The organism is Oceanobacillus sp. HCA-5259 (assembly GCF_037892815.1).
In the GTDB taxonomy this organism is placed as follows: Bacteria; Bacillota; Bacilli; order Bacillales; family Amphibacillaceae; genus Oceanobacillus; species Oceanobacillus indicireducens.
In genome coordinates this window covers 91,950-105,849 of sequence record NZ_JBBKBV010000008.1, presented here as the reverse complement: position 1 = coordinate 105,849, position 13,900 = coordinate 91,950, and the positions used below count along the sequence as shown (strand labels likewise).

At 39.9% G+C, this 13,900-nt stretch carries 15 protein-coding genes; all 15 read right to left on the bottom strand.

Features of this window, described 5'->3' with window-relative positions:
- Positions 1 to 83: 83 nt before the first annotated feature.
- The 15 genes from WKU33_RS07190 to mraY all read right to left on the bottom strand — a co-directional run bounded on the left by WKU33_RS07190 (position 84) and on the right by mraY (position 13,897).
- Entirely contained in the window at positions 84 to 860 is a 777-nt protein-coding gene (locus tag WKU33_RS07190) for a YlmH family RNA-binding protein (protein ID WP_156855523.1), read from the bottom strand.
- A gap of 26 nt (positions 861 to 886) precedes the next feature.
- Entirely contained in the window at positions 887 to 1,150 is a 264-nt protein-coding gene (locus WKU33_RS07185; protein ID WP_156855524.1) for a YggT family protein, read from the bottom strand.
- Between the two features lie 18 nt (positions 1,151 to 1,168).
- A complete protein-coding gene (locus tag WKU33_RS07180) occupies positions 1,169 to 1,585 on the bottom strand; it encodes a cell division protein SepF (RefSeq protein ID WP_156855525.1) in 417 nt (138 codons plus the stop codon).
- 27 nt (positions 1,586 to 1,612) lie between these two features.
- Entirely contained in the window at positions 1,613 to 2,284 is a 672-nt protein-coding gene (locus WKU33_RS07175; protein ID WP_156855526.1) for a YggS family pyridoxal phosphate-dependent enzyme, read from the bottom strand.
- A 26-nt stretch (positions 2,285 to 2,310) separates the two neighbouring features.
- Positions 2,311 to 3,117: a peptidoglycan editing factor PgeF gene (gene pgeF / locus WKU33_RS07170; protein ID WP_340453898.1), complete on the bottom strand. Its 807-nt coding sequence runs from the start codon at positions 3,115 to 3,117 to the stop codon at positions 2,311 to 2,313.
- A gap of 80 nt (positions 3,118 to 3,197) precedes the next feature.
- Positions 3,198 to 3,458 (bottom strand): YlmC/YmxH family sporulation protein, encoded by a 261-nt coding sequence (locus WKU33_RS07165; RefSeq protein ID WP_156855527.1) that lies wholly within the window; start codon positions 3,456 to 3,458, stop codon positions 3,198 to 3,200.
- Positions 3,459 to 3,571: 113 nt separating this feature from the next.
- Positions 3,572 to 4,354 (bottom strand): RNA polymerase sporulation sigma factor SigG, encoded by a 783-nt coding sequence (sigG, locus tag WKU33_RS07160; RefSeq protein WP_156855528.1) that lies wholly within the window; start codon positions 4,352 to 4,354, stop codon positions 3,572 to 3,574.
- A gap of 125 nt (positions 4,355 to 4,479) precedes the next feature.
- A complete protein-coding gene (gene sigE / locus WKU33_RS07155; RefSeq protein WP_156855529.1) occupies positions 4,480 to 5,199 on the bottom strand; it encodes an RNA polymerase sporulation sigma factor SigE in 720 nt (239 codons plus the stop codon).
- Between the two features lie 12 nt (positions 5,200 to 5,211).
- On the bottom strand, positions 5,212 to 6,132 hold the full coding sequence (gene spoIIGA, locus WKU33_RS07150; protein WP_340453897.1) for a sigma-E processing peptidase SpoIIGA: 921 nt from the start codon (positions 6,130 to 6,132) through the stop codon (positions 5,212 to 5,214).
- A gap of 241 nt (positions 6,133 to 6,373) precedes the next feature.
- Positions 6,374 to 7,513 (bottom strand): cell division protein FtsZ, encoded by a 1,140-nt coding sequence (gene ftsZ, locus WKU33_RS07145; RefSeq protein WP_156855531.1) that lies wholly within the window; start codon positions 7,511 to 7,513, stop codon positions 6,374 to 6,376.
- A 65-nt stretch (positions 7,514 to 7,578) separates the two neighbouring features.
- The gene (ftsA, locus tag WKU33_RS07140) at positions 7,579 to 8,862 is read right to left on the bottom strand and encodes a cell division protein FtsA (protein WP_156855532.1); all 1,284 of its coding nucleotides are present in this window, start codon (positions 8,860 to 8,862) and stop codon (positions 7,579 to 7,581) included.
- A gap of 217 nt (positions 8,863 to 9,079) precedes the next feature.
- Complete coding sequence (locus WKU33_RS07135; RefSeq protein WP_340453895.1) at positions 9,080 to 9,931, bottom strand: cell division protein FtsQ/DivIB; 852 nt, start codon at positions 9,929 to 9,931, stop codon at positions 9,080 to 9,082.
- A 451-nt stretch (positions 9,932 to 10,382) separates the two neighbouring features.
- Positions 10,383 to 11,495 (bottom strand): stage V sporulation protein E, encoded by a 1,113-nt coding sequence (gene spoVE / locus WKU33_RS07130; RefSeq protein WP_336251615.1) that lies wholly within the window; start codon positions 11,493 to 11,495, stop codon positions 10,383 to 10,385.
- 72 nt (positions 11,496 to 11,567) lie between these two features.
- On the bottom strand, positions 11,568 to 12,917 hold the full coding sequence (murD, locus tag WKU33_RS07125; RefSeq protein ID WP_340453892.1) for a UDP-N-acetylmuramoyl-L-alanine--D-glutamate ligase: 1,350 nt from the start codon (positions 12,915 to 12,917) through the stop codon (positions 11,568 to 11,570).
- The gene (gene mraY / locus WKU33_RS07120; protein ID WP_156855535.1) at positions 12,914 to 13,897 is read right to left on the bottom strand and encodes a phospho-N-acetylmuramoyl-pentapeptide-transferase; all 984 of its coding nucleotides are present in this window, start codon (positions 13,895 to 13,897) and stop codon (positions 12,914 to 12,916) included. Before mraY ends, murD begins: the two co-directional genes overlap by 4 nt.
- Positions 13,898 to 13,900 lie beyond the last annotated feature (3 nt).

Here is a 13,900-nt window from a genome sequence, read left to right as displayed (position 1 = left end):
AAATCCTATTCATTTATTTTAATATGACCCTCTTTATATAATTCGACAGAAAATAAAAAAATCCTGCATAAACAGATATTTTTTTATTCCAATGTCGCAGTAGTAATCCGCCATTTCTCTTTTCTTGTCTGTCCTTCGATCTGAACAACTTTGCTTCGTCCCTTACCTCGAAAAGACAATAAATCACCCGCTCCAAGGGGATATTTTGTATCTTGAACTACTTTATGATTCACTTTAACTAATTGCCGGTCTATCGCTTGTTGGGCATCCTTCCGTGACATACGGTAAATTTCTTTTAGCACAGTATCCAATCGGAGTGAAGATACCGTCTTATTAGACTCGACCCAATTCGGACGAGGGATGCGGACACTTGCCAGTTCTTTTTCCGCCAGTTTGATCTTCGCATGTTTCACCGATGTAAGATTCATCACAATATAAGGACTAATTTCAGCCGCAACGATAATTTGAATCGTTCCATCTGCAACAAAGATATCCCCAAGCTTTTCACGCTTCACACCAGAAGATAGAAAGGCACCCATCGCATCTCGGTGTGTCAGTGTGACAAATTTTTCCTGATAGGTTGCCTCGAGAAGTGTTAATTGAAAACTCTCCTCGGTTATTTCTTCATAGAATGGTGCAATAATCATTCTTTTTCTTTCTGTATGCGGGGAACCCCCGAACGCTTCGATTTGCAGTTCTTCATTCCCCGTACCGATAATTGTTTCAACAATTTGCTGCTCACGCGGATCTAAGAAATCAGTGAGCTTCGGAATATAACTCCGTTCTACTTGCTCTTTCCAGGAAAGGACCTGGTCAATGAACGGGGCTTCCTCATTACGAAAATGCTGATAAATATCCATTTCATACTTCCTTTAATTTCATTACTTTAGAAGAACATCCGGAAGAATGTTTCTAATCCCATTCCCGCGAAACGCAGAACGATGATCGCTACAATCGGGGAAACATCAATCATCCCTAACGGCGGAATGAAGCGTCTGAATATTTCTAAGTATGGTTCTGCGATTCTTCCAATTAATTCTCCAAATGAAGATTCCCGTGCTCCCGGAAACCAAGACATTAAAATATAGATAATCAATATCCAAGAATAGATATAGATTGCAAAACTAAAGAGACTTAAGAGTTGATTCATCAAAAACTACCTTTCTTTTTATAATTCGTCTTCATACAAATAGGACTCAGAAATCGATCCTGTTACGTCAACACTTTCAGGGGTACAGAGGAATGTCTCTGCGCCAAGCTTCTGTATGTCACCGTTTAAGGCATAAACAGTACCGCTTAAGAAGTCCACAATCCGTTTTGCCTGGTGGCTTTCCACTCTTTGCAAATTGATTACAACGGACCGCTTATTGACGATATTATCAGCTATTTCTTGTGCCTCATTATAGGATCTTGGCTCACAGAGGACAACTCTCTGAGCAGGCTGCTGTACACTTTGCAGATTCACGACATTCTGAGACTTTTGCTTAGGCGTTACTTTATCCGGCAAGTTGTCCTCTTCAATATACTCGTATTCATACTCATCGTCCATTGTAAAGTAGTTTTTAATCTTATTTTTAAAACTCATTTTCTCACCTCTTCTTAACGGGTAGGTTTATTCACCGACTAGCTTCGAACCGATCCGAATGTGGGTTGCTCCTTCTTCAATTGCAATCTCATAGTCATTACTCATTCCCATGGATAAATAATGGCACGGCGCATGAGTATATTTTTTATCTCTTATTGTATCACGTAAAGTTGCTAGTTCGCGGAAGACACGGCGAATTAGTTCTTTATCTTCCACGTGCGGGGCCATCGTCATCAAGCCGACAACTCTAACCTTGTCATATTTTTCAATTTCTTTAATAAAATCTTCTACTTCTTCTACTTTGAGACCGTGCTTCGTCTCTTCTTCACTTACATTAACTTGTATGAAGCAATCGATTGGCTCTGTTGCGCGCTTATTTATTTCTTTAGCGAGTGATATCCTGTCGAGTGAATGGATCATATCGACTTTGTCAATGATATCCTTTACTTTCCTTGACTGCAGCGTACCAATGAAATGCCAATTCGCGCCTTCCCCAACTGCTTCATATTTTTCTAAAAATCCTTCCGTTCGATTTTCCCCAAAATCTTTAATTCCTGCTGCAACTAATTCTTTATTTCGTTCAATTGTAACATATTTCGTTACGGCAATTAATGAAATATCTTCCTTTTTTCGATTGCTGCGCTCACAAGCTTCTGCAATATGATTTGTAATCTCCTCAAGATTCGTTGCTACAACCATTTTTCATAACAATCTCCTTCATAACATTATTCCAACATGCCAATAAATCCGAGCATTCGACCGGTTCGTCCCTGGTCGCGTCGATGAGAGAAAAATAGATCATGCTCCCGATACGTACAATAATTTGTTATATCTATATTATGCCTTAATATGCCACAATGTAAAAGGATTTCCCTATTCAACTCTTTCAGGTCCAATGAATAGCGCCCGCCACCTTTATCAGTAAGCACCTTCTCACGAACATCTGTAGCAATTTGGGATGCGACATATTCATCCACCTCATAATGTTCCGGTGAGATGCCAGGTCCAATCGTCACAAGAATATTCTCCCGTATAGAGCCATTTTTCTCAAATTGTGTAACCATTTCTTTTGCTATTTCCTTTACGGTACCTTTCCAACCCGCATGGGCGATCCCAATTATTTCTGCTTCCGGATCATAGAAGAACAAGGGGATACAATCTGCATAAAAAGCAGTGAGTAAGAGACCTTTTTCTTTAGTCAGAATGCCATCTGTATTCTTTAGCGCGGAGGCTGTTGATGCCGCTCCTTTACCTTTATCCGAGGCAGTTACAAGTTGTACCTTATTTCCGTGAACTTGCTCGCTGACAACCCAGCTTTCCAAGGGAAAACCGGTTAATGCCGCAAGAGTGCTCCGATTCTCTAATACATCTTCTGTAACATCTTGAACATGGAGACCACAATTAAAGCTTGAGAAATCTCCTTGACTGACACCACCATTTTTTGTAGTAATCCCGCCAACGAGTGACGGTGATAACCCTTTCCAGTTAATTAAGCGTAATAATTGCTTTTCTTTAATAATAAAAGGTTCCATCTCCAAGCACGCCCCCTCTACTTTGCTTCATTTTATCATATTTTGTCTAATAGATAACACTTAAAGATGTACTTCTTTTTTTATGGGAGCATTAATTTCCGCTGATCGGCGGACTCTTTCACTAGAATAACGTCTGTTCCGATTCGTAAAATTTGCTTCCATAGTACTTGAACCTCCTCAGCCTTTCCAAAGAAACCACCCTTTGTATCGCGGTCTGCAAGAATGAGTGCAATAATTTTACCTGTCCGTACATCAATTTCCAAATCAATAATAAAACCTAATCTTCTTCCGTCCACAACGGAAATAACTTCCTTCATTTGCAGTTCAGATAACCGTATCATAAAATTTCACCCCTCTTATTATACTATATGCCGGATGCATCTCATTTTAAGACAAAAGAAAAAAGCAGGGGAACCTGCTTTTTATTCTTAGGGAAGCCTATGATCTATAAGTACTATTCAAACATTCGTTTATTCATTTGCTTAATAGCCGCTTTCTCTAATCTTGATACTTGCGCTTGTGAGATTCCGATTTCTTCAGCGACTTCCATTTGCGTCTTTCCTTGGAAAAATCGTTTGTTAACAATCATCTTTTCCCGTTCATTTAATTGTACGATACCTTCCTTGAGCGATATTTTATCATCCCAGTTAGTCGCCTTGTCTTTCTCATCACTAATTTGATCGACAACATAAATCGGGTCACCCCCATCATTATAAATCGGTTCAAACAAGGAGACTGGTTCTTGAATTGCATCAAGGGCAAATACAATGTCTTCTTCAGGGATTCCCGTTTCTTCGGCAATCTCTTTATGTGTCGGTTCTCTTGAAGTTTTACTCATCAAGAGTTCCCTCGCTTGCAGGGACTTATAAGCGATATCCCGGAGTGAACGGGATACACGGATTGGATTATTATCTCTGAGATAACGACGGATTTCACCGATAATCATCGGTACCGCATAAGTGGAGAAGCGCACATTATGACCTAAGTCAAAGTTATCAATCGATTTCATTAGTCCAATACAACCGACTTGAAATAAATCATCAACATATTCTCCGCGGTTATTAAAGCGCTGAATGACGCTCAATACAAGTCGTAAATTTCCATTTACTAACTCTTCCCGCGCCGAGAGATCATCCTTTTCCTGAAGCCTTATGAACAACTTTTTCATTTCTTCATTTGTTAGTACAGGTAGTTTCGATGTATCCACACCACAAATCTCTACTTTATGTCTAGCCATTTCTGTTCAACCCTCCCAGATGTCGATGCTGTTCAAGGTCAGTATCTCCCTCTAAAAGGATTTTTATGCAGGCTGATAAAAGTAAGAAATTGGGAAATCATAGCAAAGTCAAGTAAGCTATGTGGTTACATCATTTTATTAAATTCTTTTTGAAGTCTACGAATAATCTTCTTCTCCAATCTAGAAATATATGATTGCGAAATGCCTAACATATCGGCTACATCTTTCTGGGTTTTTTCTTCTTGGCCTTGAAGACCAAAGCGCAGCATCATGATTTGCTGTTCCCGTTTGTTAAGCTGGGACAATGCATCCCGTAATAAATTTTTATCAACTGTAGACTCAAGGTTCTTCGTTATAATATCTTCCTCTGTTCCGAGTACATCGGATAACAATAATTCATTTCCATCCCAATCAATATTTAAGGGCTCGTCAAAAGATATCTCTGATTTCAATTTGTTTGTACGCCGCAAATACATTAAAATTTCATTTTCAATACAACGGGAAGCATATGTTGCCAATTTAATCTTCTTTTCCGGTTTAAATGTATTAACTGCTTTAATAAGTCCAATCGTTCCGATGCTGATTAAATCCTCAATATTAATACCAGTATTCTCGAATTTACGAGCAATATATACGACAAGGCGTAAATTCCGTTCAATCAATACTGCTCTTGCCGATTGATCCCCTTTCGTTAATAATTTCAAGAGTTCCGCTTCCTCTTCTTTATTCAAGGGCGGAGGTAAAGCTTCTTTACCGCCGATATAATAAATTTCACTTGATTTTATTTTCAGCTTAAATAATAAACGATACCATAAAATTCGCAAACGTAATTTCCACATGTCCATCTACCCTTTCTATTATGCAGAATAGTGAATAGCCGTTTTGATCAGTTCGGGCTGTAACAAACAGTGATAGCTTCCATCTCCGGTTAAATTGCCAAATTGAATTCCGACGAGAAAATCCGTCGTGTAAATTTCTTTGTTATCGTAATAAATCGTAATATCATCAGGTATAATCGTGAATAAAAAACCGTTCCCCCCTTCAACCCCTTGATATGGAATAATCCGTAATTGGTCGACCCATTGCTTTGGAATCTTATCCATATCCAATGTTTCATGGGCAATCATAAGCTGTTCCCAATCTTTCTTATCAAACCAGGGAGATAAAAATGTTTCGTCACATATGATGACAGGTTTTTTTGTAAATGGGTCGACAAGCTGATTTCCGCTATCAATAAAACTTTCCGTGGAATGACTCACCCCGTTGATTTTTAATGTCACTGGGATTGTCGCATCATAACGGATCTTATCTTGTACGTGCTTGTCCATACGCTGTTTCGTAAAAATCCAAACAAGCGGAAAGCAAACAACAATGAACAACCAGCTTAATGGATCACCGAACCCTTTGTTATACGTGACAAACCCTGTTTCAGAAACGGTGATTGGTTGCTGGATAAGGAAGTGGAGGGCAATCAATCCCCCGCCGACAGCGAAACTCATCAAGTAAAATAAAGTGACCAGTTTCACCAGCCGATAAATTGTTTTAAAACCAAAACTGCTTAAAATAATAATGATGGAGAAAATGACTTTGCCGATTACACTCGTAAAAAAGGAGTTCGAATAATAAATGGATAATGGTACTATCAAAGAGGCGACAAATGCACCAAAAGCCAAGCGGTAACGACTCGTATGTAATTTTGCTAATTTGTCTGTCAGTAACAGCAGCATGTAATCCAGCAGGAAGTTAAGTAGCCATACCGCGTCAAGATAGATTGCCAATACACTCTCCCTTTCTCCCGATTTGATTCGTGATGGGTTTATACTTGATGTAAATTGAAGTATAGACCAGCCACTATGAAAAGTCTGTCAGTTCTTGTATGCGATAAACAACTTCTTTTCACTAAACCTTCCGGGGTTTGTCGGAACGAGACAATAGAAAAAATAAGTAACAGAAAAAAGCCGAGGCATAACTTGTTAGTAAGTTATGCCTCGGCTTTTTTAATCAGATTCAATGTTTGCATTAACGATTGCGATTACGGTTCCTTAAGAATGTCGGGATATCCAGTTCATCTTCCTCCACTTTCGGGCGAGGATTATTTGGTTTCATTTCCCTTTGCGGCTGTTCTTCCGGTTCGCGGGTAGCTGCTTGTTGTCTTTCCGCAATCGATGGTCGCGTATCCCGTTTCGGTTTATTCGACTTCTGGGCGTTCTCATCAAAACCTGTTGCGATCACAGTAACGACGATCTCATCATTCAGATTCTCATTAATAACTGAACCGAATATTACGTTCACTTCTTCATCGGCTGCATTCGTTACGAGATCAGCTGCTTCCTGCACTTCATACAGACTCAAGCTCGTTCCACCGGTGATATTCATTAGAATACCGTGAGCACCATCAACGGATGTTTCAAGAAGCGGGCTAGAAATAGCTTTCTTCGCTGCTTCTGTTGCTCTAGTTTCTCCTGTCGCAATTCCGATTCCCATTAGTGCAGACCCTTTGTCAAACATAATTGTTTTAACGTCAGCAAAGTCAACGTTAATCAGACCCGGCTTCGCAATTAAGTCAGAGATCCCTTGGACCCCTTGTCGTAAAATATTATCTGCTTCACGGAACGCTTCCAGCATTGGCGTATTTTTATCGACTATTTCAAGTAAACGATCATTCGGAATTACAATTAATGTATCTACATTACTCTTTAATGTTTCAATCCCGGCTATGGCCTGATTTGCTCGACGCCTGCCTTCGAAGGAAAATGGACGAGTTACAACACCAACGGTTAATGCGCCTAGCTCTTTCGCGATTTGCGCGATTACCGGCGCAGCACCTGTACCTGTCCCCCCACCCATTCCTGCAGTTACGAAAATCATATCAGCTCCTGAAAGTACTTCTTCTAATTGTTCTTTACTTTCCTCTGCTGCTTTTTTTCCAACTTCCGGGTTCGCACCTGCTCCAAGACCACGAGTTAGTTTCGCTCCGATCTGAACTTTAACTTCTGCCTTGGATAAATTTAAAGCTTGAGCATCTGTATTAACAGCGATAAATTCCACGCCTTCTACTCCGTGCTCAATCATGCGGTTAACTGCGTTGTTCCCGCCGCCACCAGCACCGACAACTTTTATTTTCGCTAACTCCTCCATATTTGTATCAAATTCCAACATACTTCGTTCCTCCTAATATGCAAAATTACAGATGTTTAAAAAGCTGATTCATCTTAATCTTTGAATCAATCAAAGAAATATTTAAACAGATTAGCAATTCCAGATTCTTTCTTTTTCTTTTTCTCTTTTGGTTCTTTCGGTTTTACTTGTTTCGGATTCCGTTTTACGTTTGGTTCGTGTTCCACTTCGGTAACAGCTGGGTATAACTGTTTCCCTTGGATTTTCGCATTACGGTATGCAAATTGCAATATACCAACACCTGTTGTATAGAGCGGTTCCCTTACACCTATGTAATCCGGAATTGCAATGCGGACATTTGAATAGAATAAGCTTTGAGCAAGCTCTAAAACCCCTGGCATCGCCATTGTTCCGCCGGTTAAAACAAATCCGCCCGGTAACTCATGGAAGCCCATCCGTCTGATTTCACGATCGGCAAACTCAAATATTTCTTCCATTCTTGCTTCAATCATATCAGAAATCTGCAGCTGATTATACGTTTGTCTCTTATCACTGCCAATTATTGACACTTCAAAAGTTTCTTCTTCGTTCGCTTCATCGTAATAAGCATAACCATAGTTAAGCTTAATATCTTCGGCTTCCTCTGTTGAAGTGCGAAGGCCAATGGACAAATCTTTCGTAATATTGTCGCCGCCAAGCGCAATCGTACTTGTCGCTACGAGATAATCATTTTCATAGATGGATACTGTTGTGCAACCGCCACCTACATCAATAAGGGCGACACCCATATTTTTCTCGTCATCAGATAATGCCACAGCACCTGCTGCGAGCGGTGAGAGACAGATATCTGAAACCTCAAGCCCTGCCCGCTCTACACATTTCAATGTATTATGTAAGACAGTCTTCGAACAGGTGATTAGTGTCCCTTCCATCTCAAGACGAACACCAATCATTCCGCGTGGATCCGTAATGCCATCCAAGCCATCTACAATAAACTGTTCAGGAACCACATCGATAATTTCCCTTTCTGGAGGAATTGAAACCACCTGTGCTCCGTCTAACACTCTTGTAACATCTTCATCCGTAATTTCTCTGTCTTCGCTTTGGACAGCAACTACACCATGACATGGCTGCAGCCAAATATGATTCCCGTTAATTCCAACTACGACACGATTAATTTCCATGCCTACCATTCTTTCCGCTTGCTCAACCGCATTCCGAATAGATTGCACCGTCTGATCGATATCGACAATCGCACCTTTTTTCATACCTAGGGACTTGGCAGTGCCAACCCCGATTATATTTAATGAATCATTCAATACTTCTCCAATAATAACTTTGATTTTCGTTGTTCCAATATCTAAACTTACTAGAATTTCGCTATTATTCAAGAAAAGGCACCCCCTCATTCAGCATAATCGTTCAAGAACATGAACAGATCATTTTATCTTAAAGTTTCGTATTTTTCTAAGTCTTGTTAATTATTAATTCAACATGACAAAGATGATTTCCTTTAAAATAAGAAAATAATCTTGTCACCTTCTATACTTTTCGTGTGATTCATTCGTTTTTTGACGTTTTTACCTGATTATTAAAGGTTCATTCGCTTTATTCTTCAGATTCCTCCGTTTCAGACTCATCCATCGGCTCTTCTTCATTAGCGGCATCTTCATCATCCTCCGCTTCGAAAGCCTCAAAATAGACCCCGACACCCATATGTATAACACCTTTTACTTCTGGGTCAAGCTGGGAAACGACAGAAGGGTAAGTAGTCATACCTTCTGCAAAGTCTCGGATCGAACTTTGCACGATAAAACCATCGCTCATATAAAATAATACATTGTTCTTATTATCTTCTGTTGGTTGCCAGTACATCTCAGAAATTAAGTCTAGAATATCTTTTGGTAATTTATTCAATTCATTAGCAGCTTTAGCCAAATATTCTTTATCTGTAAATCCGATTAATAACGGAGCTTCGCCTGTAAATGATTGATGCTCTATGGTTTCCAGAAGTTCCCCGCTTTCAAGCACCGGAAAATAGATTCCTTCTTCATCTTCAAGGATACCGATAATTTCTTTTTCCTGTACGGTGATCGCAACCGTATTTGGCAGTTTCCTGTCCACCGTCACCTTGTCTATTATCGGACTATTCTCCAAGGATTCCTCAATTGCTGCAAAATCAATTGCCCAAATGTTTTGCTTCTCAGATAGACCGCTGATTTCCACAATCTCTTCATCTGGTATAAACGAGTTATTATGAACTGTTACTTGTTTTACCTCACTTAATGGTGATTGGAGATAAACAATAATCGAGATTAGGAAGAAAAAGATTGTCATATAAAAAACTAAACGCCGATTCGCTTTTTTCTTACGGGCTTCTTTTAATTTTGGAATACGGTCCTCAATGGAAACAATATTCTTATTGTTTTTATTCATCTCCATTTCTTCCTTTGTCAGCATACTAAATCTTTTTATTTTCACTTTTTACCGCTGATAACGTAATTGTATAGAAATTCAACTTTGTTATCAGGTTATTAGAATTATATCATAGATTAGTATGTAATCGATAGTTTACTTGTCATAGATTTGAAAGTTTTTACTGGTAAAACAAGTAAACCATCAATTTCATAAAGTGAAACTTCATTCAGTGGGGATTTCCTTACCTCCCCCACCTTCACATGTTAGGCTTCCCTCATGTTTAAAAGTGGGGGTATTACAGACCGTTAATACGTGATGAAAATTCATGCCGGATCAAACTTGTTTTTTAAAAATACAGTTCCACTACCAAAGTCCGCAGTCCCGATACCTCTCACTTTCCGCAGGTGGCTGGTTAGCCCGTGGAAAGCGAGAGGCGTATGAAGGATGCGGATGATCTTGGAAAGAAGCAGTTTTTATCTAATTGTATTAAATGCTATATTTTCGAGTGGATGCTGATGTTTAGGAGGATGCCCACGGAGCAGAGGGTGAGAGTTAGGGATGAGCCTCCGTAACTTAGGAATGGAAGTGTGATTCCTGTGACTGGTATAAGACCGATGACGACACTGATGTTTATCATCACTTGTATAATCAACATCGCAACGATTCCTAAAGCCAAATACCTTGCAAAAGGATCAATGGATTCTAAAGCTATTTTAATCCCTCGCCAAAGCATGAGGAAAAACAATAGAATCAAGCCTACTCCGCCAATGAAACCTAGCTCTTCTGCAAGAATTGCAAAGATAAAATCAGTCTGCGGTTCCGGTAAGTAAAAGTATTTTTGTAAGCTATTACCCATTCCAAGCCCCATCAGCCCGCCTGGCCCAATCGCATACAAAGATTGGATAATTTGAAAACCATCACCGAGAGGGTCTTCCCAAGGGTTTAGAAAGGCAACAATTCGATTTATCCGGTATGGAGCCGATATGATTAAAAAAGCAAATCCAATCAAACCAACTAAGCCTAACCCTACAAAATGGGAGATTCTGGCACCCGCAATAAAAAGCATGATGACGCAAGTAAGTACTAAAACGAGACCTGTGCCTAAATCCGGTTGTAACATAATTAAACCGAAGGCCGTAAAAATGAGAAGCAGGGAAGGCAAAAATCCTTTCGTAAAAGAAGTGATATATTTCTGTTTTTCCGATAAAAGAGCGGCAAGGAAAACAATCAGACCAAGTTTCATAAATTCAGACGGCTGAATACTAAATGCTCCGACACCAATCCAGCTGCGCGCCCCTCCCCGAATCATTCCAATTCCCGGGATTAGAACGAGGATAAGCAAAATGAAACAGCCAAGCAGAATAAAATTAGAATATTTCTTCCAAGTCGTATAAGGGATCAGCATAAAAAAGAGCATCGCGATAAAACCGACACCGGCAAACAGCAGTTGCCTTTTTAAATAATAGAACTCATCTCCAAATTTATAAAGCGACCATACATGTGAAGCACTATATACCATAATGATCCCAACAATTAAGAGTGCGACAATAACGGTGAGCAGCAAAATGTCTGGTCGGTTCTCAGCCTTCGTGAGATTCCTAAGCATGAAAAAACCCCTTTCTTCCAAGAATAGGGGCAATTCAACTATATTGCAGTCCGTTCAATGTTGTCCAAGCCCCTATAACAGTTTATGCACGGCTTGGATAAACATGTCTCCTCTTTCTTCAAATGTCCGATACTGATCCCAGCTTGCACATGCTGGCGACAAGAGGATCACATCATTCTCTTCTGAGATTCCGTAACCCTTTTGAACAGCATCTTCTACGTTTTCCGCTGTTAAAACATGAGGAATACCTGCTTGTTTTGCTACTTCATTAAACTTTTCCTTCGTCTCTCCAAAGCTTACGAGGCCTTTCACATTTTTCAGATGAGGGATGAGCCCTTTAAGATCATCGCCACGATCGAGGCCACCTGCAAGTAGAATAGTTGGTTGTTTAAAGGAAGCTAAAGCTTTTTCGGTTGCGAGCATATTCGTCGCTTTCGAATCGTTGTAAAAGTATCGACCCTGCAAATTTGTTACATATTGAAGACGGTGCTCTACACCAGCGAAGGTTGTTAATACTCTTTCAATCCCTTCATTCGTTGCACCTGCCAATTTTGCTGCACAAATCGCTGCAAGGATATTCTCTAAATGGTGATCACCAACAAGAACAATTTTTTCTACGTCCATAATCTTCTCATTTAGGAAATAAATCGCTTCTCCATCGGACCAGGCACCATTTTGAACTTCCCTTGTAGTAGAAAATGGGATTCGTCTTGCTCGCGTATCAGCTATTGCTGTCGTGATATCCGAATCGTCCGCATTATAGATTAAATAGTCATCTTCCGTCTGGTTGCGGAATATATTATATTTCGCTTGTTTATAATTTTCGAGTGATTTGTGATAATCAAGATGTGCTTGATAGATATTTAAGATAACCGCGATATTTGGCCGGAAATCTATCGTTCCTTGAAGCTGGAAAGAAGACAGTTCTAATACTAATGTTTCATCATCTGTTAAACTTTCTGCAACCTCTGTAGCTACGATACCGATATTACCAGCTACTTTAACCTGTTGCTTGCTTTCCTTTAATATTTTAGTTGTAAGAGTCGTCGTTGTTGTCTTTCCGTTTGAACCGGTAATTCCAATTAATGTACCAGGAACGAGTTGATAGGCAATTTCTATCTCCGTCACAATTGGGATATTCCGCTTCACCGCTTCGATCAGTACGGGATTATCATAAGAAATACCCGGATTTTTAACGATGATTTCAATTCCTTCTAAAACAGATAATGGATGGGAACCCAGTACGATTTCAGCACCGAGCGCCACAAGGTCTTGAACGACCGTTGACTTGGTCGTCAATTGCTGGTCATTCACCCTTACCTGTTTACCGTTTTTAAGTAATGTTTTTGCAGCTGCTGTTCCACTTCTGGCCAAGCCGAGAACAAGCACATGATGATATGGAAAAGCCTCTAGTTTTCTCAATTTAAGCCCACCTCAATAAAAATCCCTAATGCGGCAAACACGAATCCTACTAGCCAGAATGTGGTAACGACACGCCATTCCGACCAACCCATCAGTTCATAGTGATGATGCAATGGGCTCATTTTAAAGACACGTTTACCAGTTGTTTTAAAGGAAATCACCTGGATTATCACGGATAGTGTCTCAATAACAAAAACACCACCAATAATAACTAGGAGGATTTCCATTTTTGTAAGAATTGCTACAGCAGCTATTGCTCCGCCCAGTGCAAGGGATCCAGTGTCACCCATGAACACTTTAGCAGGATGGGCATTGAACACGAGAAAGCCCAGCAGCGCCCCTGCTGATGCCAGTGAAAAGACCGCGATATCGTTCTGCGGCATTCCATATACTGCTAATATTGCAAATGCCCCAAATGCAATGGCTGCTGTACCTGCAAGCAGTCCATCCAATCCATCCGTCAAGTTGACCGCATTGGAAGAGCCTACGAGCATAAAAATTACTAAGATTGCATAAAACCAACCAAGTTCCCATTGGATATTCGTCCCCGGAATTTGGATATAGGTTGAAAAATCATTCGCCTGTAAAACAAAAAAGAATAGAAGTGCAATTACGATTTGGCCGATTAACTTCTGCAGGGAAGTTAGACCAAGGTTCCGCTTCATGACAACTTTGATGAAATCGTCAAGAAAGCCTACAAGTCCGTAACCAAATATGACGAGTAGCAATAACCAAACTTCGTATCCGATTGTTCCGCTCACTTTCCACACCATGATCAGCGAGGTGATTATAATGCTTAGTACGATCATAATACCGCCCATCGTTGGCGTACCGCTCTTTTTTTGATGTGATTCTGGTCCTTCTTCGCGAATACTTTGTCCAAACTTTAATCTTCTTAAAAATGGAATGAAAAGCGGCGAAAAAAGAACAGTAATTAAAAATGATATCCCTATCGTCATTATTAAAGTAGTTATATTCATGTC

Excerpts from the sequence above, each read along its gene's own strand:
- pgeF (WP_340453898.1), bottom strand. The coding sequence starts at position 3,117 with ATGGAACCTTTTATTATTAAAGAAAAGCAATTATTACGCTTAATTAAC.
- ftsZ (WP_156855531.1), bottom strand. The coding sequence starts at position 7,513 with ATGTTGGAATTTGATACAAATATGGAGGAGTTAGCGAAAATAAAAGTT.
- spoVE (WP_336251615.1), bottom strand. The coding sequence starts at position 11,495 with ATGCTTAGGAATCTCACGAAGGCTGAGAACCGACCAGACATTTTGCTG.
- WKU33_RS07185 (WP_156855524.1), bottom strand. The coding sequence starts at position 1,150 with ATGAATCAACTCTTAAGTCTCTTTAGTTTTGCAATCTATATCTATTCT.
- sigE (WP_156855529.1), bottom strand. The coding sequence starts at position 5,199 with ATGGACATGTGGAAATTACGTTTGCGAATTTTATGGTATCGTTTATTA.
- WKU33_RS07175 (WP_156855526.1), bottom strand. The coding sequence starts at position 2,284 with ATGGTTGTAGCAACGAATCTTGAGGAGATTACAAATCATATTGCAGAA.
- WKU33_RS07135 (WP_340453895.1), bottom strand. The coding sequence starts at position 9,931 with ATGCTGACAAAGGAAGAAATGGAGATGAATAAAAACAATAAGAATATT.
- WKU33_RS07190 (WP_156855523.1), bottom strand. The coding sequence starts at position 860 with ATGGATATTTATCAGCATTTTCGTAATGAGGAAGCCCCGTTCATTGAC.
- WKU33_RS07180 (WP_156855525.1), bottom strand. The coding sequence starts at position 1,585 with ATGAGTTTTAAAAATAAGATTAAAAACTACTTTACAATGGACGATGAG.
- sigG (WP_156855528.1), bottom strand. The coding sequence starts at position 4,354 with ATGGCTAGACATAAAGTAGAGATTTGTGGTGTGGATACATCGAAACTA.
- WKU33_RS07165 (WP_156855527.1), bottom strand. The coding sequence starts at position 3,458 with ATGATACGGTTATCTGAACTGCAAATGAAGGAAGTTATTTCCGTTGTG.
- mraY (WP_156855535.1), bottom strand. The coding sequence starts at position 13,897 with ATGAATATAACTACTTTAATAATGACGATAGGGATATCATTTTTAATT.